The sequence below is a fragment of the Nitrobacter sp. TKz-YC01 genome (genome assembly GCF_047824785.1).
Lineage (GTDB): Bacteria > Pseudomonadota > Alphaproteobacteria > Rhizobiales > Xanthobacteraceae > Nitrobacter.
The window spans coordinates 1,330,697-1,348,487 of record NZ_CP181167.1; the positions used below are offsets into that span (position 1 = coordinate 1,330,697).

General features: G+C 60.5%; 18 protein-coding genes. 8 read left to right on the forward strand and 10 right to left on the reverse strand.

Annotated elements, in window-relative coordinates; genetic code table 11:
* Positions 1–37 precede the first annotated feature (37 nt).
* The gene (locus ACMYR2_RS06305; protein WP_347265466.1) at positions 38–1,558 is read left to right on the forward strand and encodes a GNAT family N-acetyltransferase; all 1,521 of its coding nucleotides are present in this window, start codon (positions 38–40) and stop codon (positions 1,556–1,558) included.
* A gap of 177 nt (positions 1,559–1,735) precedes the next feature.
* Here the strand turns inward: ACMYR2_RS06305 and narH are convergent, their stop codons facing one another.
* Both narH and ACMYR2_RS06315 read right to left on the reverse strand, forming a co-directional pair.
* Positions 1,736–3,277, reverse strand: coding sequence for a nitrate reductase subunit beta (gene narH, locus ACMYR2_RS06310; protein ID WP_416193879.1), 1,542 nt, complete (start codon positions 3,275–3,277; stop codon positions 1,736–1,738).
* Between the two features lie 369 nt (positions 3,278–3,646).
* Complete coding sequence (locus ACMYR2_RS06315) at positions 3,647–4,468, reverse strand: hypothetical protein (protein WP_347263008.1); 822 nt, start codon at positions 4,466–4,468, stop codon at positions 3,647–3,649.
* Positions 4,469–4,662: 194 nt separating this feature from the next.
* On the opposite strand from ACMYR2_RS06315, the gene ACMYR2_RS06320 reads away from it, so the two are divergent.
* On the forward strand, positions 4,663–5,079 hold the full coding sequence (locus ACMYR2_RS06320; RefSeq protein ID WP_416193880.1) for a hypothetical protein: 417 nt from the start codon (positions 4,663–4,665) through the stop codon (positions 5,077–5,079).
* A 79-nt stretch (positions 5,080–5,158) separates the two neighbouring features.
* Here ACMYR2_RS06320 and ACMYR2_RS06325 read toward each other — a convergent pair whose 3' ends face one another.
* Together ACMYR2_RS06325 and ACMYR2_RS06330 are read right to left on the reverse strand one after the other, a co-directional pair.
* A complete protein-coding gene (locus ACMYR2_RS06325) occupies positions 5,159–6,703 on the reverse strand; it encodes a tyrosinase family protein (protein WP_347263010.1) in 1,545 nt (514 codons plus the stop codon).
* A gap of 1,272 nt (positions 6,704–7,975) precedes the next feature.
* On the reverse strand, positions 7,976–8,206 hold the full coding sequence (locus ACMYR2_RS06330; protein ID WP_011314273.1) for a hypothetical protein: 231 nt from the start codon (positions 8,204–8,206) through the stop codon (positions 7,976–7,978).
* Between the two features lie 186 nt (positions 8,207–8,392).
* Between ACMYR2_RS06330 and msrA the strand changes: the two genes are divergently transcribed.
* Positions 8,393–8,932 carry a peptide-methionine (S)-S-oxide reductase MsrA gene (gene msrA, locus ACMYR2_RS06335; protein ID WP_347263011.1) on the forward strand — a complete coding sequence of 180 codons (540 nt, stop codon included), beginning with the start codon at positions 8,393–8,395 and terminating at the stop codon, positions 8,930–8,932.
* 130 nt (positions 8,933–9,062) lie between these two features.
* On the opposite strand, the gene mobA is transcribed toward msrA, so the two are convergent.
* Positions 9,063–9,716, reverse strand: a complete 654-nt coding sequence (gene mobA / locus ACMYR2_RS06340; protein ID WP_347263012.1) for a molybdenum cofactor guanylyltransferase MobA — start codon at positions 9,714–9,716, stop codon at positions 9,063–9,065.
* A gap of 129 nt (positions 9,717–9,845) precedes the next feature.
* On the opposite strand from mobA, the gene ACMYR2_RS06345 reads away from it, so the two are divergent.
* Positions 9,846–10,151: a sulfurtransferase TusA family protein gene (locus tag ACMYR2_RS06345; protein ID WP_141384066.1), complete on the forward strand. Its 306-nt coding sequence runs from the start codon at positions 9,846–9,848 to the stop codon at positions 10,149–10,151.
* 166 nt (positions 10,152–10,317) lie between these two features.
* On the opposite strand, the gene hemE is transcribed toward ACMYR2_RS06345, so the two are convergent.
* From hemE to ACMYR2_RS06360, 3 genes are all read right to left on the reverse strand, one after another.
* Positions 10,318–11,295, reverse strand: a complete 978-nt coding sequence (gene hemE, locus ACMYR2_RS06350; protein ID WP_347263046.1) for a uroporphyrinogen decarboxylase — start codon at positions 11,293–11,295, stop codon at positions 10,318–10,320.
* Between the two features lie 364 nt (positions 11,296–11,659).
* Positions 11,660–12,259, reverse strand: a complete 600-nt coding sequence (wrbA, locus tag ACMYR2_RS06355) for an NAD(P)H:quinone oxidoreductase (protein ID WP_347263013.1) — start codon at positions 12,257–12,259, stop codon at positions 11,660–11,662.
* Positions 12,260–12,334: 75 nt separating this feature from the next.
* Positions 12,335–13,033: a pirin family protein gene (locus tag ACMYR2_RS06360; protein ID WP_416193881.1), complete on the reverse strand. Its 699-nt coding sequence runs from the start codon at positions 13,031–13,033 to the stop codon at positions 12,335–12,337.
* A gap of 167 nt (positions 13,034–13,200) precedes the next feature.
* On the opposite strand from ACMYR2_RS06360, the gene ACMYR2_RS06365 reads away from it, so the two are divergent.
* Positions 13,201–14,115 (forward strand): LysR substrate-binding domain-containing protein, encoded by a 915-nt coding sequence (locus ACMYR2_RS06365; protein ID WP_416193882.1) that lies wholly within the window; start codon positions 13,201–13,203, stop codon positions 14,113–14,115.
* Positions 14,116–14,388: 273 nt separating this feature from the next.
* Positions 14,389–14,673 carry a hypothetical protein gene (locus ACMYR2_RS06370; protein ID WP_347263016.1) on the forward strand — a complete coding sequence of 95 codons (285 nt, stop codon included), beginning with the start codon at positions 14,389–14,391 and terminating at the stop codon, positions 14,671–14,673.
* Positions 14,674–14,702: 29 nt separating this feature from the next.
* On the opposite strand, the gene ACMYR2_RS06375 is transcribed toward ACMYR2_RS06370, so the two are convergent.
* Positions 14,703–15,917: an EAL domain-containing response regulator gene (locus ACMYR2_RS06375; protein WP_347263017.1), complete on the reverse strand. Its 1,215-nt coding sequence runs from the start codon at positions 15,915–15,917 to the stop codon at positions 14,703–14,705.
* Between the two features lie 351 nt (positions 15,918–16,268).
* On the opposite strand from ACMYR2_RS06375, the gene ykgO reads away from it, so the two are divergent.
* Both ykgO and ACMYR2_RS06385 read left to right on the forward strand, forming a co-directional pair.
* The gene (ykgO, locus tag ACMYR2_RS06380; protein ID WP_011314284.1) at positions 16,269–16,394 is read left to right on the forward strand and encodes a type B 50S ribosomal protein L36; all 126 of its coding nucleotides are present in this window, start codon (positions 16,269–16,271) and stop codon (positions 16,392–16,394) included.
* 192 nt (positions 16,395–16,586) lie between these two features.
* On the forward strand, positions 16,587–17,261 hold the full coding sequence (locus ACMYR2_RS06385) for a tetratricopeptide repeat protein (RefSeq protein WP_347263018.1): 675 nt from the start codon (positions 16,587–16,589) through the stop codon (positions 17,259–17,261).
* 272 nt (positions 17,262–17,533) lie between these two features.
* On the opposite strand, the gene ACMYR2_RS06390 is transcribed toward ACMYR2_RS06385, so the two are convergent.
* Complete coding sequence (locus ACMYR2_RS06390) at positions 17,534–17,695, reverse strand: hypothetical protein (protein WP_347263019.1); 162 nt, start codon at positions 17,693–17,695, stop codon at positions 17,534–17,536.
* Positions 17,696–17,791: the final 96 nt, after the last annotated feature.

Below are 17,791 nucleotides of genomic sequence, written 5' to 3' on the forward strand. Positions count from 1 at the left end.
GAACAGCAGACAACATGAGCGCGCAAAGAGGACTCCAATGCATATCGACCTCATAGAGGATATGGATACTTTCAACCGGTTGAGGGAAAACTGGGACGAAGTCTATGATGCCGATCCTCATGCAACCCTGTTCCTGTCGTGGAACTGGCTCTTTGCCTGGCTGGAAAAGCTTTCCACGCCATGGATCGTTCTTGCAGCCAAAGAGAACGGATCTGACGCTCGCTATGTCGCGTTCTTTCCGCTTCGGATCGACACCAGGATTGATGAGGAGGGGCGTCTATTCAACGATCTTAGAATGGCCGGAAGCCATGCCGCGGATTATTGCGGATTGATCTCGTTTCCCCGGTCCGAAGCTGATGCGATCAGTGCGTTTGCGCAGCAGATCAAGCGTATGAGATGGACCGACTTTGTTCTCGGAAACTTCTGTGGTTCGGATGACAGGTTCAGAAAGCTCGTATCCTGCTTTTCTCAATCGAAGTTCACCATCAGCCAGATGGATCGCGTCAACAAGACAGATCAGATTGACAATGCGCTATGTCCGTATATGGACCTGCCGGACAATTGGGATAGATATCTTGAAACCATCAGCGCGAACACGCGGCAGACGCTGCGCCGCCTGCTGCGCGCGGTCGATGCCAACAGCGAGTATCGCATCACTCACGCAACCGCCGAAACGGTGGCGGCGGACCTGAATACGTTTCTCCGTTTCTGGGAGACAAAATGGAGATCCAGAAAAGGAAGTTTTACGGATAATCTCGTCCGCGCGCATCGCGCCATGCTTTCTCGCAGTTTCGATCGCGGGCTGCTTCTGTTACCGACGCTCTGGATGGGTGATCGTCCTCTTGCCGCCCTCGCTATCCTGATGGACGAACGGAAGAAGTCATTTCTATTCTACATCACGGGAAGGGACGAAGAATTCGCGGGTCCGCAACCCGGGCTTATTCTGCACGGCCACAGCATCCGCTATGCCATCTCACGCGGAATGAAGCGTTATGATTTCCTACGTGGAAACGAGCGTTACAAATATTCATTTGGCGTCAAGGAGCGACGGCTTCATTGCTACGTTGTCGCGACACGAAGCGGTCGAAATCTGGGTGGGAAGCTTGACGTGCGGGCGATTACGGACGCGTTGAAGGAAGCGACAAATCTGCATCAGGAAGGAAAGATCGATCAGGCGGCGCGAGCGTATCGTCAGATACTCGAGACGGATCCGCGAAACGAAGGCTCGCTTCATCGGTATGGTCAGCTTCTTGCCAAAAAGGGTGATCACGTCGCTGCAAAGCGCATGTTCAAGTTACTTACCCGAATAAGGACTGACACGTACAAGCCCTGGCTCCTGCTCGGGCAGTCCTGCGAAGCCATGGGTCAGTTCGTTGAAGCCGCGAACGCTTATCGCGAGGTCATTCGGTTGCAGCCGGCGGTGCCGGACATCTTCACCAGGCTCGTCAACGTTCTATTCAAGGCCGGACGCCTCGAAGAGGCGCGGAAGGTGCTTATGGCCAGCTATGGAGTCGGATCCGCGCGCGCTGAAGATGGTGCATCGTTCAGCATTCACTGATCGGAATGACGCCGAAACCGGATGTTTCCGATTGGTGTTTAACGCGCGAACCGGCTGCTTTGTGTTCGCCCGAACCCCAGCGCTTACGCACGAAAGAGAACCTTCTGCAAATCCGCGGGACGGATCCGGATGCATGATCCGAAAACCGTCTCGCACCTTGTCGTGCGGCAGGAGGGCCTATGGTCCTCTTGCCGGATCGGTGTGGAAGCCGACGCCGACCGCGCCTCTGCGGATCGGGTAGTTATGGGAGACCGGATCGAGCTGCGGGAACAGGGCGTCAACCGCCGTCTCGCGCTCCATCGGCGGAACCACGAAACGCTCCTCGAAGGTCGGCATCGATGTCAGACGCCAGATCGCCTCGACTTCCGCCGCGGTGGTCTTGCCTTCGGACAGCGCCCGCTGCACCTCCTCGTCCGGGATGTCCTTGACCTTCCTCGAACGCATGTAGACGCGCACCGCGACCAGCTTCTTGTAGACGTCGCGGATGACCTCCTCATTACCGCCCGACAGCAGGCTCGCCATGTAGCGAAGCGATACGCGTGATCGGTCGAGCGAGCTCATCAGCGGTCCCAGCCGGGCTTCATGAGCGATGTTGTTGTAAACACCGTTCTCGACCTTGGCCAGAACCGGTCCCAGCGGCGGCACATAGAACAGCATCGGCAGCGTGCGGAACTCCGGATGCAGCGGCAGCGCGATGCCCCACTTCTTCACGAACTGGTAGACAGGCGATTGTTGCGCGGCCTGGATCTTCGCAGCCGGAATCCCGTTGGCCCTTGCGGCCGCGATGATCTCCGGGTCGAACGGATCCTTGATGATGTTGCGCTGGGCCATCACCAGCTGGTCCTGCGGCGACTTCGCCGTCTCCTCGATCGCATCCGCGTCGTAAAGCACGAGGCCGATATACCGGATGCGTCCCACGCAGGAGTGGAAGCACGCCGGCGGCTGGCCGCTCTCAAGACGCGGATAGCACAGGATGCACTTCTCGGCCTTGCCCGTCGACCAGTTGAAATAGGTCTTCTTGTAGGGGCAGCCGGAGACGCACATGCGCCAGGCGCGGCAGCGTTCCTGGCTCACCAGCACGACGCCGTCCTCACCGCGCTTGTAGAGCGCGCCCTGCGGGCAGGCCGCAACGCAGCCCGGATTGAGGCAATGGTTGCAGATGCGCGGCAGATAGAAGAACACCGTGCTGTTGATCTCGTTGATCTGGCGCATCTCCTCATCGGAAGCGCCGTCGAAGTTCGGGTCGTTGTTGGCGTAGACCTGCGAACCGCCGAGGTCGTCGTCCCAGTTCGGGCCCGCCTCGATCGTGTCCATGTACTTGCCGGTCACCATCGAGATCGCCCGCGCGGTCGGCTGCTCGTCAGCCAGCGGCGCATTGATCAGGTTCTGGTAATCGTAGGTCCACGGCTCGAAATAATCGTCGAGCGTCGGCAGATAGGGGTTGTAGAAAATGTTGGTCAGCGTTCCCCACTTGCCCTGCAGCCGAAGCCGAAGGCTCTTCTGCCTCTGACCGTCAACCACCCAGCCGCCACGATACTTGGTCTGGTCTTCCCAACGTGTCGGGTAACCCGTACCCGGCTTGGTCTCCACGTTGTTCCAGTACATGTACTCGGTGCCCTTGCGATCGGTCCAGATGTTCTTGCACGCGATGCTGCAGGTGTGGCAACCGATGCACTTGTCCAGGTGAAAGACCATCGAAACTTGAGCTCGGATGTCCATGTGTCTACTCCTTCGTTCCTGTGGCTCGTTCTTATCGTTATTGTTCGAGCTTGTTGGCGCGGGGTCGTGCTTGTGTCTCTCGTCTTCGACGCTGCTAGCGTGGCGCATCTCGCCGGGAGATGCGCCGTGATTGTCCCTCTCGTGGCCGGCACCACGGGTTTGCTATGGCTGTGTCGGTGCAGCTCGAACGACTATCGTCCCGCTGCGTATCCTGCGATTTCTTGCTGCAATGAGCATCTTCGTGTCGCAGGTTCACCACGAAGATAACGTTCGTGCCTCGGGCCGGCTTTCTGGCGCGGACCAAGCCGAAGGCAACTCAGCAGACGATTTGACTTCGGTCTTGCTAGAGCCCTTTCGCTTCTGATGGAATCAGAAGCGAGGCTCCATGATTTTATTTGACGCGTTTTCTTCACGCGAACCGGTATCCACTTCGCTTGAAAACGCTCTAGCCGGCTTATCCGATTTATCCGATGTCGGATTTACGGGTGTCTGCGGTGATGCCGTCACGGGCACGATGCTGTGAGAGCCCGCGTCAGGAAGCGCCGGCACAAGGCCAGGCTTACGAGCCGTCAAGCGTCGGAACGCATGGCTCAGCGAGGTCCGGATATCGGCAACCGCGCCGCGGAAGGCGTCCCACAATGTCGCCACGCCCAGACTCGGCAACAGGATCGCCGCTGACCCGGATTCGGGCAGCGCGCGGTTCAGCACGAGACGTGAAGGACGCAAGGGAGCGATGGATCCGGCGTGAGCATGTTCATGCTCATCGCTGCGAGACGAGACGGCCGGCAGTTGAAGCACGGTGGCCGACTGTCCCTCTATCAGGCGGTTGATCTTTACGATCTCCCCGTTGGGGAACTCCAGCGCATCATGCTGGACGTAGGGATCATCCAGATCGACCTGACGGAAGCTGGCGACCGTATAATTCACGCGCGCCTTGCCAAAAATCCGTACGCCGAAAACTCTTGGACTGAAGGCACGCTCATGCTCGACAGCGGCGTCAAAGGCGAGTTCCGTTCCCGGAAGCAGGCAGACCGCCACCTGAGGCGCGTCATCGTGAACGACGAGCCTGGCTCCGATTTCACCAACGGCAGCAAAGCCACGCGCGTTTGATCGCGCAAGCTCCATCGTGACCAGTTTGTCGCCTACCTGGGCGGGTCGCGAGGAGACGTGATGCAGGCTGTAATCGCACATAAAAGGCTCCTCAAAATCGCATCACACATTTGCGGCCTTAACATCAGCGTGCACACTTAGTTCCTGCAGTGTCTCGCTACACCTTCATCAATGCCAATCAATTTTCCGGCATGGGTCAAAATCGCTCCTGGAACGATGCAGATCACGCACAACGGGATGTTTTTTAGGTGGAAGAAGAAGGAATGGCCGCGACCATGTTGCAGCGCGGGCTTCACCTGAGCTTATTTGAAGGCGACTTCGCCGATAACAAGTTCAGCGCCGCTGCCATCACCAGCACTGGGCTCAACCCGCACGGTGACTTGCGACGGCTTGCAACCAGCGGGCAAAGCAAAACCGAAGCGCTGAGGCTTGGTGTTGTTCCCCGCGGTGAAGGGCTGCTGTGGGAAGATGCCGAACCGCCCGATCTCACGTTCCCCGGTTCCGCAAGGGATCAGGACGACGCCTTCGACCGTGCCGGCTGTCGCGGGCTTGAAACCCGTGACGGTGACGACAAGCTGTCCGGCATCGTGTTGCGGCAGTTCGCGCGCCGGCGCGATGGCGATCCGCGCCGGAGCGTTGACGTGGGCGCGCGCGTCATTTTCTTCTGCTGCTGCCATTTCGAGGGCCGATAACGCCATCACAGCGAAGACGGCTCGAATCGCGCAACCTCTTGTTCGCTTCATCGTCGCCGTCTTCCCTCATGACGCAAGACTATCCTGAAACCAGGACGACCTCGACGCGCTGCGGCGTCGCGCTGCCGGCCTTGCCGCTACCGGTCTGATTGCCCACGACGAGTTGCAACCCGATGGTGCCGGGAATCGTTCCGGCCGAACCGTAAACCTTCTGAAGGGCATCGGTAAGATCGAGGACGAAGGACGGAAGTTCGTGGTCGCCGTGGACGCCATTGCCGCCGCCGCCGTGATCGAGCATGGCGAAACTACCCACGTAGCGGCGATCCGAGGGCGATGCGTCGGCTGGAACGGGTTCATCGCCCAGATAAATCTGGATCGTCGTCGTGCTTGGATCGGTGATGGCGACATTGCGGAGAATGGCCAGGGCGCGGCTTCCGCGCGCTGATGCTTCGCGCGCGGCTGCGAAGTCCATGGTGTCGAATCCGGAACCTACGGGAGCGCTCCGCACGACACCCTGCAAGGCAGCCTGCGGCACCTCGATCTTGAGAGCCAGCGCTGCGCCAGGCGTCGCGCTCTTGTTGTTTTCAACCACCGCGGTCTCGACCTTTCCGGCCTCGACGTCAGAGGCAGCCTTCGCTCCGAGAACGGCGTTGAGCGAGCGTTCCAGGGTCATTGTCCGGGCGCTGGCGGCGACGACCGGAGTCTGCGTGAAGCCATAGCTGTAACCGAGCTTCTCGGGAACGTAGAGGTCGGACACTTTTGGAGACCAGAACGAGCCGTCCGGATTGAGGAAGTTCTCCTTGAACGGCATGCCGGTCCAGAGCGGATCGGTGCTGTTCTGATGCTTGAGATTCCACAGCGCCCAGATGCGGTCGATATTGCCGTGGTGCATGAAGAATATCGGGTCGCGCGGCGATGCGGCGGTTGGCATCCAGCCGCCGATGTTGTTGTGCACCTGGTTGTGCGGCGTCGCTTCGAGCGTGCCCTGCACGCCGCCTCCGCCCGTGATCCAGGAGGGATCGAGCGAGCTCTGGCCCGCGGGACGGCTGGTGCCGAAAACCTCGTAAGGCGACGCATTGAGAATCGTATTGAGAACCGCAGGCCCCACGATGTTCGCCGGCATCGGCTGCGTCGGCGGCCACGTCCGTTTCCTGCCGTCCTCATTCACGCACAGCCAGTTTGTCTTTCCGTCCGGGGTTTTTTCCGGCAGGAACACCTCGGGCATTGTCGGGCTCGCCGTCCAGTCCCAGTAGGGCATGGCGAAGTCCTGATTCTTCGTCAGATTCCGAACGATACGTTCGTACATCGCGGTGTAGGCGCGGTGCCACGGCAGGAAGTACCAGTCGCCATGCGGGCAATAGCGGAAGCCGGTGCTGATGTTGCCGTGAAAATTCGCGAGCTGCACCCAGTTGAACTTATCATTGGCTGGCTTCTGTTTCATGATGCCGACCGCATCGCGATAAGTCGCGACGATGGGATCGTTCCAGGCAAGTCCCTGCAGTGAACGCCGGACAGGAGGCGTCTTCGTCGCCGCGAGCGCGCGCACCGCGGGTACATTCGCGGCGATGAGGCCGGCGCCGATCGCTCCTCCCTGCAGAAGAACCGTCCGTCGTGTCGTTGTCATGTCACTACCCCCATGTTGCGGCGTGATCGCCGGTGTCGAACATACGCTTGCGGCAGAATACTGCTTCGGAACTGTCAATCGTGATACGAACGCCGTGGGCTGGAGCCATCACGGCGTGACGACTCCGGCGGAAACCATCGGCCGATCTCGTCGAACGCGTCGTGCATGTTGAGTCGCGACGTTCGCGCGACATTCGCGCGCATCTTTTCGAAGCCGCTTGATCGAGGAAGATCTGATGGAGGAGGACCTCATCGGGAACGAAAGGACATGGCGTTGCAGCTGGAGCATGATCCCGACCCGAAGGGCCGCGCCAGCGCAAAGTGGAAACCGGCCTTCGGATAAGATCATGCTCGATCAAAAATTAATGTCGGAGTTTGATTCAACGCAATGAAACGCACTTCATCGACAACCAGCAGTAGCAGTGAAGTTTGCGCGCGACTACCGATGTCGTCAACAGGGTTCAGAAAGCGATGAACTGATTATCCTGGAGCCTTTCCGCTCCGGCGGAGTCAGAAGCGTGGCTCTATGATTTTGATCTGACGCGTTTTCTGCGCGCGAACCGGTATCCACTTCGCTCGAAAACGCTCTACAGCTTGCTGTCTGTTTGATGAACGCTGAGTTAAGCTAATCCAGCGAACTCAAATTCGAATGTCTGCGTGTTTTAGAATCGCTCGATAGTTATCGACGTGGCGTGCATGGACGGATGACAAGGACGCCTTTTGTTTTCCACGAGCGGTTAGTTCTGCGATGACGCGTTTCCCTCACGCGAATCGGTGTCCATCTCGGATCAAGCCCGTGGACATGCTTTGCTCGAAAACGCCATAACGTTCGAGACCAATGCAAGCTGGTATTGATGCAATGCTGGGGTGGTTGCTTCTGCGACGCGGTGTTCTCACCGCCTTCGATGGCGGCCGGATGGTGACCTGGCGTCTGCATGAACGTCCGGTCAACGCAGCGAAAAGGAAGGACTGAGTTCTCTGGAAGTAATCGCCAGAACCGGGCACAAGCCACATTGCCCAGACGCGGCAAGCATCTGGGCAATGCGGGGCATCGCATTCCGTTGAGGCTGATTATCGAAGATCACCCCGCGCTTGGCGAAACGCCGGGGCGCGCTTCAAGCGGAGTCACCGGTCAGCGGAGGAGTAGAGCGTTTTCAAGCGACGTGGATCCGTTTCGCGTGAAGACAACGCATCAGAACAATATCATAGAGCCCCGCTTCTGATTCGATCAGAAGCGGAAAGGCTCTAGGTGAGTTACAGTTGCTCTGCGACGTTACAGTTGCTCAGCGACCTGGGTCAGCAGTTTCTTGGCTTCGTCACGCGCCAGCTTTTCATACTGGAGAAAATTGGTCCGATCACCCTTGTCGAGAAGAACCTCGAGGTGCACGGTCTGTCTGATGTCGGTTTCTTTATCCACGACTTCGATCAACAGCCTGCCCCACAGCTTCCCGAAAGGTGCGTGATCGTCCAGGGCAAACTTCGTTTCGTCCAGCTTGATCGGCATTCCAGTCCTCATTTTGCTTCGAAATTGGTATCGAGTGACCCTCCGAATAGCTTGGTATCGTGCTGTGATGCAACTGGCGAATCCGGTTGCGAGGATTATCCGAATATGCAATGGGCAGGATAATCGATCCGACGTCGTTTCGTGGTGTAACTCCGTCAGAAGCGAGGTTCCAGGAGAGAGGTGGGTATGACGGTTTCTACGGAACGCGCGGTTCTTGCCGGCGGCTGCTTCTGGGGTATGCAGGCTCTGTTGCGCCGGTATCCCGGCGTGATCTCGACCCGGGTCGGCTACACCGGCGGCGACGTGCCGGACGCCACGTACCGCAATCACGGCGATCATGCCGAGGCCATCGACGTCAACTTCGATCCGACGGTGACGAGCTATCGGCAGCTGCTGGAGTTCTTTTTCCAGATTCACGATCCGACCACGGAGGATCGCCAGGGTTACGATCAGGGCCTGAGCTACCGTTCGGCGATCTTTTACACGAGCGATGAGCAGAAGCGGATCGCGGAAGAAACCATCGCCGAGATCGACGCCTCCGGTCTCTGGCCCGGCTATGTCGTGACCGATGTCGAGCCGGCCGGACCATTCTGGGAGGCCGAGCCCGAGCATCAGGATTACCTGGAGCGTTTTCCGAACGGCTACACCTGCCATTTCGTCCGGCCGGACTGGAAGCTGCCGCAAAGGCAGGAGGCCGGTCAGGCGGCGGCCGGTGAGGATAGCTAGAGCGTTTTCAAGCGAAGCATGTCCTTCGGCTTGACCCGAGGATGGATGCCGGTTTGCGTGAAGAAAACGCGTTAAATCAAGATCTGAGAGCGCCGCTTCTGATTCCATCAGAAGCGAAAAGGCGCTGGCCTCATGCGGCCACGTCGAGCGCGGCCAGGCGTTCGGCTTCAGCGAGATCGTCGGTGGTGTTGACATTGAAGAACGGATCGAACGGCGCGGTCGGCCATGAAACCGCGGCAAGCCGGTAGCGCGCGGTCCAGCGATCGACCTTTCTGATGCCTTCGGACGTCAGCGCCTGACGCAGTTCGTCGCGCAGCGTCACATTCCACAGCCCGATCACGGGATGCGTCCGCCCGCCCGAAACAGCGACCGCAAGCTCGGCATCCTCTTGGTTCCGCGCCTCATGCAGACGCGCCACCAGATCGCGCGGCAGGAACGGGCAATCGCCCGGAGCGCTCACGATCCATCGGAGGCCTGATTGCTGATCCGCCGCCCAGTCGAGAGCAGCGAGGATCCCGGCGAGCGGTCCGGGAAAGTCCGCCACGCTATCGGCGACCACGGGCAGGCCGAACCCTGAAAACCGCGCCGGATCGCCGTTGGCGTTGAGGATGAGACCGCTGCATTGGGATGCCAGTCGCGCGATCACGCGGTTCAGGATCGTTTGCCCGCCGATTTCGCGCATCGGCTTGTCGCCGCCGCCGATACGCCGCGCAAGCCCGCCGGCCAGGATGACGGCGGGAGTTGGCGGATAATCTGAGGGAGAGGCTGCGTGGGTGCTGGTCATGGGGTGTTCGGTTGCTCATGACAATAGGACGTGATCGGCCGGAACAACATCCCCCGAAAGCCGTGCTGATTGGAGGCAATGTAAGCAGGCCCCGTCGTCCACCGGTTGACGGTCTCATCGGGATTCGCCATGTTTATCCCCATGCTGATATCGAAACTCGATCTGACCGGGCTGAAGTGCCCGATGCCAGCGCTCAAGACCCGCAAGGCCTTGAAATCGTTGACGCCTGGCGAGCGGCTTGAGGTGCATTGCACCGATCCGCTCTCGGTGATCGATATTCCGAACCTGATCCGGGAGACCGGCGATTCCGTGGAAATTACCGAGCGCGCGGAGCGACGGATCGTTTTCCTCATCAAAAAAGCGGGAGCGCCCTCGTCGTTCGAGGACCGCTTCGGATCGTTGTCGCTGCGGTCCTTGTGCCCTTACACCAAGTGATGCTGGCCGTTCGGCGGTCGCTTATACGACGGACGAGTCTGATTCAACGCAGTTAAAGCAAGACCCTAGAGCCCCGCTTCCGATGGAATCGGAAGCGAGGCTCTTAGATTCTGTTTTGTCGCGTTTTCTTCACGCGAACCGGCCATCCACTTCGCTTGAAAACGCTCTATTTGCGCGTGCCGTTGCCGCGTACGCGTCGGATCATCTGTTCGACGTGCGGGATCGGCGTTTCCGGTTGAATGCCGTGGCCGAGGTTGAAGATCAGCCGGCCGCCCGCAAAATTCGTCAGCACGTCATCGACCGCGCGGTCGAGCGCCGCGCCGCCGGCGATCAGCGCCAGCGGATCGAGATTGCCCTGCACGGCTACCCGGTTCTGCACCTTGTCCCGGATCAGGGAGGGTTCGGCGGCCCAGTCGATGCTGACGGCGTCGACGCCGGTCGCCTCGATATAGGACGGCAGCAGGGCGCCCGCGCCGCGGGGAAAGCCGATGATCTTTGCGTCCGGAACCTGCCTGCGCACGCCCGCGACGATGCGTTTGGTGGGTTCGATCGACCACTGCTCGAATTCGCGCGGCGGCAACACGCCCGCCCAGGTGTCGAAGATTTGCAGCGCATCCGCGCCGGCTTTGAGCTGGCCGAGCAGATAGCGGATCGAATTGTCAACGATGGCGTCGATGACCTTCGCGAAGGCGTCGGGGTGGCGATAGGCCATCATCCGCGCCGGCGCCTGATCGGGCGTGCCTTGTCCGGCGACCATGTAGGTGGCGACCGTCCATGGCGCGCCGCAGAATCCGATCAGAGCTGTTTTTGAGTCGAGTTCGCGCTTGACGCGGCGCAGCGCTTCGAACACCGGCTCGAGCTTCGTCATGTCGGCTTCGCTCGAAAGCGCGGCTATCTTGTCCGGCGTATCCAGCGGATCGAGCCGCGGACCTTCGCCCGCCTCGAAGCGCACAGAACGTCCGAGGGCGTAGGGAATGACGAGAATGTCCGAGAAGATGATCGCGGCGTCGAACCCGAAGCGGCGGATCGGCTGCAATGTCACCTCGGCGGCGAATTCCGGCGTGAAGCAGAGGTCGAGAAAACCGCCGGCTTTCGCGCGCAACTCGCGATATTCCGGCAGATAGCGGCCTGCCTGCCGCATCATCCAGATCGGCGGCACGGCCTGGCGGCGGCCTGATAGCACCTCGAGAAATGGCTTGTTCGTCGGATCCTGGACCAAGGCGTATTCCGTAATGGCTGTGGTTTCTCAGGGTCTGATACACGACCGGCGGGGTCTTGGCCACGGCCCGCGGCATCTCTGGCCCGCCGTTCAGCGTGAAGGAGCGGCAAACCAGAGCATTCGCGTCTATTGAATCAGAAGCGAAGCTCTGGATTGCTGTTTTTAGAGCCTTTCCGCTTCTGATAGAATCAGAAGCGGGCTCTATGATTTTGTTTTGTCGCGTTTTCTTCACGCGAACCGGTGTCCATCCTCGGGTCAAGCCCGAGGACATGCTTCGCTTGAAAACGCTCTAGCCATGCAGCTTCGCCGCGGTCTCGGCGATCATCCTGCCCTGATAGCGCGCGCCCGCGAGTTCGTTCTCGCTCGGCTGGCGGCTGCCGTCGCCGTCGGCGATGGTGGTCGCGCCATAGGGCGCGCCGCCGGTGACCTCCGTGACGCCCATCTGGCCGGCGAAGCCGTAGTTCAGGCCGACGATCGTCATGCCGAAGTGCAGGAGGTTGGTGATGATCGAGAACAGCGTGGTTTCCTGGCCGCCATGCTGGGTCGCGCTCGATGAGAATGCGCCGCCGACCTTGCCGTGCAAGGCTCCCCTGGCCCACAGGCCGCCCGCCTGATCGAGGAAGCTCGCCATCTGCGACGACATCCGTCCGAACCGTGTGCCGGTGCCGACGACGATCGCGTCATAGTTGGCGAGGTCATCGACTTTCGCCAGTGGCGCGGCCTGATCGAGCTTGAAGTGTTTTGCCTTGGCAACCGCTTCGGGTACGAGTTCAGGCACCCGCTTGACGTCGACCGTGGCTCCGGCTTCCCGGGCGCCGTCCGCGACGGCGTTCGCCATCGCCTCGATATGCCCGTAGGCGGAATAATAGAGAACGAGAACCTTTGCCATTTTTGGCCTCCGCGTTTGAGGGAAGATGCGCGGCGGCCGGGCCGCGCATCGCGTTTGCTGTGTTGGGTGGACGGCTTATGCCGCGTCGACCAGCACCACTTCGGAATCCTCCAGCGCGGTGATGCTCACCGTCGCCTCGTCACGGATGGCCGCGCCGTCGCGGGCGTTGACGCGCACGCCGTTGACTTCGACCGCGCCTACAGCGGGAACGAGATACAGGTTGCGCGTTTTGCTCGCCGCGTAGCTTGCGCTCTCGCCGGCTTTCAGCGTGGTGGCGAGCACGCGCGCATCAGCGCGGATCGGCAGCGCATCGCTGTCGGCCTTGAATCCGCTGGCGAGGGTGACGAGCCTGCCCGAGCGATCGCCTTTCGGAAAAGGCTTCGCGCCCCAGGCGGGTTCACCGCCATCCTTGGTAGGCTCGATCCAGATCTGGAACAGCGTGGTTTTCACCGGCTCCAGATTGTATTCGGAATGCCGCACGCCGGAGCCCGCGCTCATCACCTGCACGTCGCCCGCTTCGGTGCGGCCTTTGTTGCCCATGCTGTCCTGATGGGTGATCGCGCCTTCGCGAACGTAAGTGATGATCTCCATGTTGGCGTGGGGGTGGGGCGGAAATCCGCTGTTCGGCGCGATCTCGTCGTCGTTCCACACGCGCAGGCTGCCATGGCCCACATTGCCCGGGTCGTAATAGCTGGCGAACGAGAAGTGATGCTTGGCTTTCAACCAGCCGTGATCAGCGCCGCCGAGCTTGTTGAAGGGTCTGAGTTCGATCATGACCTGTCCTTTCCGATTGTCCGTATTCCGTCGCGGCTGACGGCCCGCTGGGTGTTCGGCCGCCGGCTCCGGTTGACGGATGGATATGCCTTTCGGATGAGTGTATAAATAGAAACTATCGAAACGCATTGTTTCTAAAAATTAGAAATGGCGGGCAGGGCGGGCGAATGGTGAAACTTCCGGATTTCGAGGCGCTGGCGATCTTCGCCAAGGTTGTCGAACTGCGCTCCTTCGCGGGCGCGGCGGGTGATCTGGGCCTGTCGAAGGCAACGGTCTCCAAGGCCGTCACCCGGCTTGAGGACCGGCTCGGCGCCCGTCTCTTCAACCGAACCTCGCGCCGCCTGGCGCTGACGGATGCCGGCAGGAACCTGTCGGAGCGCGCCGCGCGTCTGCTGGCGGACGGTGAAGCGGCCGAGAACGAGGCGCTGGCGCGATCGACGGCGCCGCGCGGCCTGGTGCGGCTTGCGGTTCCCATGACGTTCGGCGTCAACGTGATCGCGCCGCTGCTGCCCGGCTTCCTTGCGATGTATCCCGAGGTGTCGGTGGATCTTCATTTCAGCGACGCGATGGTCGATCTGATCGGCGAGGGGTTTGACGTAGGCGTGCGGATTGCCAGCTTGCCGGATTCGTCATTGCTGGCGCGGCGGCTCTGCCCGATGCCGCGTCATACCGTTGCGTCGCCGGCCTATCTGAAGGCGCACGGCAGGCCGACGCACCCGATGCATCTCGCCCAGCATAGTTGCCTGGGTTACGCTTATCTGTCGACGCCGGGGGTATGGCGTTACGTCAATGCGCGCGGCGAACAGGCTGCCGTGCGGCCATCGGGCCGACTGCGCGTCAATAACGGCGAGGCGCTGCTGCCCTCGATCATCGCCGGATTGGGAATAGCGGATCTGCCGGAATTCATCGTCGGCGATGCCATCGCCGCCAGGCAGGTCGAGGTTCTTCTGAAGGGCTGGAAACAGGTGGAAGGCGCGGTTCATCTGGTGATGCCGCCGGGCGGACCGCGACCGGCGCGCGTCGAGGTGCTGATCGATTACCTCACCCATCAACTCGCGCATCCGGCGCGGCGCGGTGGATGAGCGTTTCTTGGCGCGATCTATAGCGTTTTCAAGCGAAGCGGATGCTGGTTCGCGTGAAGAAAACGCGTGAAAATAATCATCCAGAGCTTCGCTTCTGATTCAATCAGAAGCGAAAAATGCTCTGGCGGGAAAGCGCGGTGGACCGGGCGCGTGGCACGCGCATCCGGCGTAAAGCCACGCAAGCCCCATCGTATCGCCCGAAACGAACCTTCCTGCCGCCTCAAAGGTTTGACGAGGTGTCAGCGTGTGGAGCGCATTGGGACGAGGTGGCACATGATCAGGCACGGAGTTGTCCTGTTTTCCGGAATTCTGGCGGTGGTCTGCATCGCGTCGGCAGCGCCCGCGGAAGAATATCGCGGCACGTTCGCCCAAAGGATGGCCTGCACGCCGGACGTTCTCAGATTATGCAACAGCGAGATTCCGGACGTCGGCCGTATTGTCGCCTGCCTGCGGCAGAATCAGCCTCAGCTCGGCGGACCGTGCCGCGCGGTATTCGAGTCCAATGCCGAGGCGGACGGTGATGATGTCGTGGCGAAAGCAACCGGAAATCACCGGTAGGTCATTGGCCGAGCGGACAGGCGCCGCTTTCAGCCATCGGCTGCGAAGGCCGGACGTTGGCGGCTGCTGTGTGCGAATTTCCGGGTGGTCATCGGCTTGCCGAACAGGAACCCCTGGATGAAATCGACGCCGATGCCATGCATCGCGAGGAAATCGTCGCGGGTCTCGACGCCCTCGGCCACTGTCTTGACGCCATGGCTTTTGGCGAGGTCGACGATCTGGCGGCAGACGGAGCGCTTGAGCCGCGCGGACGAACTGCCGTCCACGAATTTGCGATCGAGCTTGATCTCGGCGAATGGAAAATCGTTCAGCGCGGCCAGTGTCGGCCATTCCGTGCCCACATCATCGATCGACAGGCCGATGTTGTGAAATCGCAGCCGGTGCGCGGCCTCGACCGCGAGCGGCAGGTTCTGCACCACTTCGCCGCCGCCGACCTCCACGGTCAATCCGTCGAAGGCCGGATGATTCGGGAACTGCATGCGCAGGTCGTCGACGGCATTGGCGTCGGTGAAGAAGGCGAGGGGAAGATTGATGGAGATATGGATGCTGCCCGATTTGGCGACGAGATAGCGCCAGTCCTGAAAAACCCGGCCGATGACGAAGTCCGACAGGGCGCGGAAATGCGGATCGCCCTCATCGGGAATGAAGCGGGCGGGTGGGACGATGCCCCAGTTCGGATGACGCATCCGGATCAGCGCCTCAGCGCCGCTCAGCGAAAGGCTTCGCGCGCTGATCTTCGGTTGATACCAGAGTTCGAGCCAGCCGGCGCCGAGCGCCTCGGCCACATCGACTGGAGGGGACAGCGGCTCGGCCGGCACCAGGGCGGCGACGCGTGCGCGCAGATCCCTGTCGCTGAAAGGCGTCGATAGCACCGGCAGCAAGTCGAGCGCCAGATTTTCCCCGAGTTCCCGGGCGGCCTTGACGGCAGGCGCATCCGGCGGTCCGATCAGCAGCACCTTCGCGGCGCAGGCCCGCATCGCCAGCAGGTTCAGGATGCCCGGAACCGACAGGCCGTTCATCGAGAAGCTGATGACAATGATGTCGGGAAAATCGAAGCGCGAAGACGCATCAAGGTCTTCCAGCGTGGCGCAGGCGAGAGGAATGAAACCCTGTTCTTCGAGCGCCTCGCTGAGCAGGGACCGGACGTGATGCTTGCTTTCGACAATGCAGGCGCGGGGCTTCACCCTCCGCTTGCCGAAAGGCGTTTCCGCGATTCGATCGTCCTGCCTGGCTGTGTCGGTCATGCTTTGAGTCCTCGCTGGGCGGAATACCAACGTGACCCCCTTCTTATGGCTCCATCAGGGTTGGTTTTCGTAATGATCCACTCGTGCACCGGAGAATGTCGGCGCATCGTTAACCTTGATAAACCTACTTAAAATTGAATCATGCGGAACATGACCTGCGGGTGGGCGAGGATCCCATGAGGTGGAGGAATCGACAGACCCGCGTGCGGCCGGAAATTCAGGCCGTCTGGATTGACAGTCCGGGCCGGGATAGCCTAGAAACCGCGCGTCTGGCGCGGTTTCTCCGCGAGCCCTGCGTTTTGCTGTTTCGGCCTTTCGTAACATGGGCTTTGAAAGATCAGGAACGTTCCCATGAAAGTCCGTAACTCATTGAAATCCCTGCGCTCCCGGCATCGCGATAACCGTCTGGTTCGCCGCAAGGGCCGGGTTTATGTGATCAACAAGACCCAGCGCCGTTTCAAGGCTCGCCAGGGCTGATTCCGCGCGTCGGTTTACGGCGGATCGATCCCCCCATAATCGCTATCATGTGATTGTTGATGCGCCCCGGCTTCGCCGGGGTTTGTTGTGTTGTAGCCTGTCCGCATGGACGCCGGACTCCAATCGATTCGTGGAACGGAAAGGCGCTGTCGTGTAGGCTCAGGAAGCTCGCGTGATGTCCGGAGCTTGTGAATGCAACCGACAACATCCTCGGTCGGGTGGCTTTGTCTCCCGATGCTGCTCGCTCTCGCCGGAACTCTGACGACCACTGCCGTGTCCGCGCAGTCGCCGCCGCGCAACCCTCCGCAGGCCACGTCGCCTGAAGCCACCCAGCCCGGCGGTCCGCCACGATCGCCATTGAGGCTGCCGGGAAACGCGAAACAGACGGTTCGCGGCCTCGATTTCCTGTTCGGCGCGCTGAAGGCCGCGCCGGATGAGGAGAGTGCGAGGTATGTCGAGGCGCGGATCCTGGCGCTTTGGAGTCAGGCTTCAAGCGACACGATCTCGCTTTTGATGCAGCGCGTGAAGGTGGCGACGGACGCCAGACAGAGCGACGTCGCGCTCAAGATGCTTGATGCGGTTTTGAAGCTGCGTCCCGACTACATCGAGGGATGGAGCCGGCGTGCGACCTTGCACTATATGCGCAACGACTATCAGCGTTCGCTTGAGGATATCGAGCAGGTGCTGATCCGCGAGCCGCGCCACTTCGGAGCGCTGGCAGGTCTCGGCGTGATCATGCAGGAGCTTGGCGATGACAAGCGCGCGCTTGACGCTTTCCGCAAGGCGCTTGCGGTCAATCCCCATCTTGAGAAAGTACAGGAGCTGGTCAAAACCCTGACGGAAAAAGTCGAGGGACGCGATATCTGACCACCGCCGATGAGGCAGAAATCACAAGGGCAGGGCATTCGCGTTCATGATCCTGGATCGCTTCGATTCAAGATCATCGTGATCCATAGCGTTTTCGAGCGAAGTGGATACCGCTTCGCGTGAAGACAACTATAAGGGACGAGTCTGAGTCACGCTGTTGAAACACAATCTAGAGCCTTTCCGCTTCTGATGGAATCAGAAGCGGGGCTCTCAGATTTTGTTTTGTCGCGTTTTCTTCACGCGAACCGGTGTCCACTTCGCTCGAAAACGCTCTAATGCAGCGTATTGCCGTCGCGTACTGCCGCATGGAGTCGTTGCAACTCGTTCTCCAGCCGCTCGTTGACCATCAGGAGCGCCATCAGCGCGCCGCGAAGGTCGCCGTCGCAGGACGCCACGATCTCGTCTATGACGGCTTGACCAGCTTCAAAACTCATCTGAGATACTCCCGTTGAGGTCGCCTCACTTTCTTCCACGAACGTGAACAATGTCTGCAGGACGATTTGCAGCGCCTGTGGATAACGAGGATAAGT

What these genes read in the sequence shown, in the direction of transcription:
- ACMYR2_RS06305 (WP_347265466.1), top strand. Translation starts at nt 38, where the DNA reads ATGCATATCGACCTCATAGAGGATATGGATACTTTCAACCGGTTGAGG.
- narH (WP_416193879.1), bottom strand. Translation starts at nt 3,277, where the DNA reads ATGGACATCCGAGCTCAAGTTTCGATGGTCTTTCACCTGGACAAGTGC.
- ACMYR2_RS06315 (WP_347263008.1), bottom strand. Translation starts at nt 4,468, where the DNA reads ATGTGCGATTACAGCCTGCATCACGTCTCCTCGCGACCCGCCCAGGTA.
- ACMYR2_RS06320 (WP_416193880.1), top strand. Translation starts at nt 4,663, where the DNA reads ATGTTGCAGCGCGGGCTTCACCTGAGCTTATTTGAAGGCGACTTCGCC.
- ACMYR2_RS06325 (WP_347263010.1), bottom strand. Translation starts at nt 6,703, where the DNA reads ATGACAACGACACGACGGACGGTTCTTCTGCAGGGAGGAGCGATCGGC.
- ACMYR2_RS06330 (WP_011314273.1), bottom strand. Translation starts at nt 8,206, where the DNA reads ATGCCGATCAAGCTGGACGAAACGAAGTTTGCCCTGGACGATCACGCA.
- msrA (WP_347263011.1), top strand. Translation starts at nt 8,393, where the DNA reads ATGACGGTTTCTACGGAACGCGCGGTTCTTGCCGGCGGCTGCTTCTGG.
- mobA (WP_347263012.1), bottom strand. Translation starts at nt 9,716, where the DNA reads ATGACCAGCACCCACGCAGCCTCTCCCTCAGATTATCCGCCAACTCCC.
- ACMYR2_RS06345 (WP_141384066.1), top strand. Translation starts at nt 9,846, where the DNA reads ATGTTTATCCCCATGCTGATATCGAAACTCGATCTGACCGGGCTGAAG.
- hemE (WP_347263046.1), bottom strand. Translation starts at nt 11,295, where the DNA reads ATGATGCGGCAGGCAGGCCGCTATCTGCCGGAATATCGCGAGTTGCGC.
- wrbA (WP_347263013.1), bottom strand. Translation starts at nt 12,259, where the DNA reads ATGGCAAAGGTTCTCGTTCTCTATTATTCCGCCTACGGGCATATCGAG.
- ACMYR2_RS06360 (WP_416193881.1), bottom strand. Translation starts at nt 13,033, where the DNA reads ATGATCGAACTCAGACCCTTCAACAAGCTCGGCGGCGCTGATCACGGC.
- ACMYR2_RS06365 (WP_416193882.1), top strand. Translation starts at nt 13,201, where the DNA reads ATGGTGAAACTTCCGGATTTCGAGGCGCTGGCGATCTTCGCCAAGGTT.
- ACMYR2_RS06370 (WP_347263016.1), top strand. Translation starts at nt 14,389, where the DNA reads ATGATCAGGCACGGAGTTGTCCTGTTTTCCGGAATTCTGGCGGTGGTC.
- ACMYR2_RS06375 (WP_347263017.1), bottom strand. Translation starts at nt 15,917, where the DNA reads ATGACCGACACAGCCAGGCAGGACGATCGAATCGCGGAAACGCCTTTC.
- ykgO (WP_011314284.1), top strand. Translation starts at nt 16,269, where the DNA reads ATGAAAGTCCGTAACTCATTGAAATCCCTGCGCTCCCGGCATCGCGAT.
- ACMYR2_RS06385 (WP_347263018.1), top strand. Translation starts at nt 16,587, where the DNA reads ATGCAACCGACAACATCCTCGGTCGGGTGGCTTTGTCTCCCGATGCTG.
- ACMYR2_RS06390 (WP_347263019.1), bottom strand. Translation starts at nt 17,695, where the DNA reads ATGAGTTTTGAAGCTGGTCAAGCCGTCATAGACGAGATCGTGGCGTCC.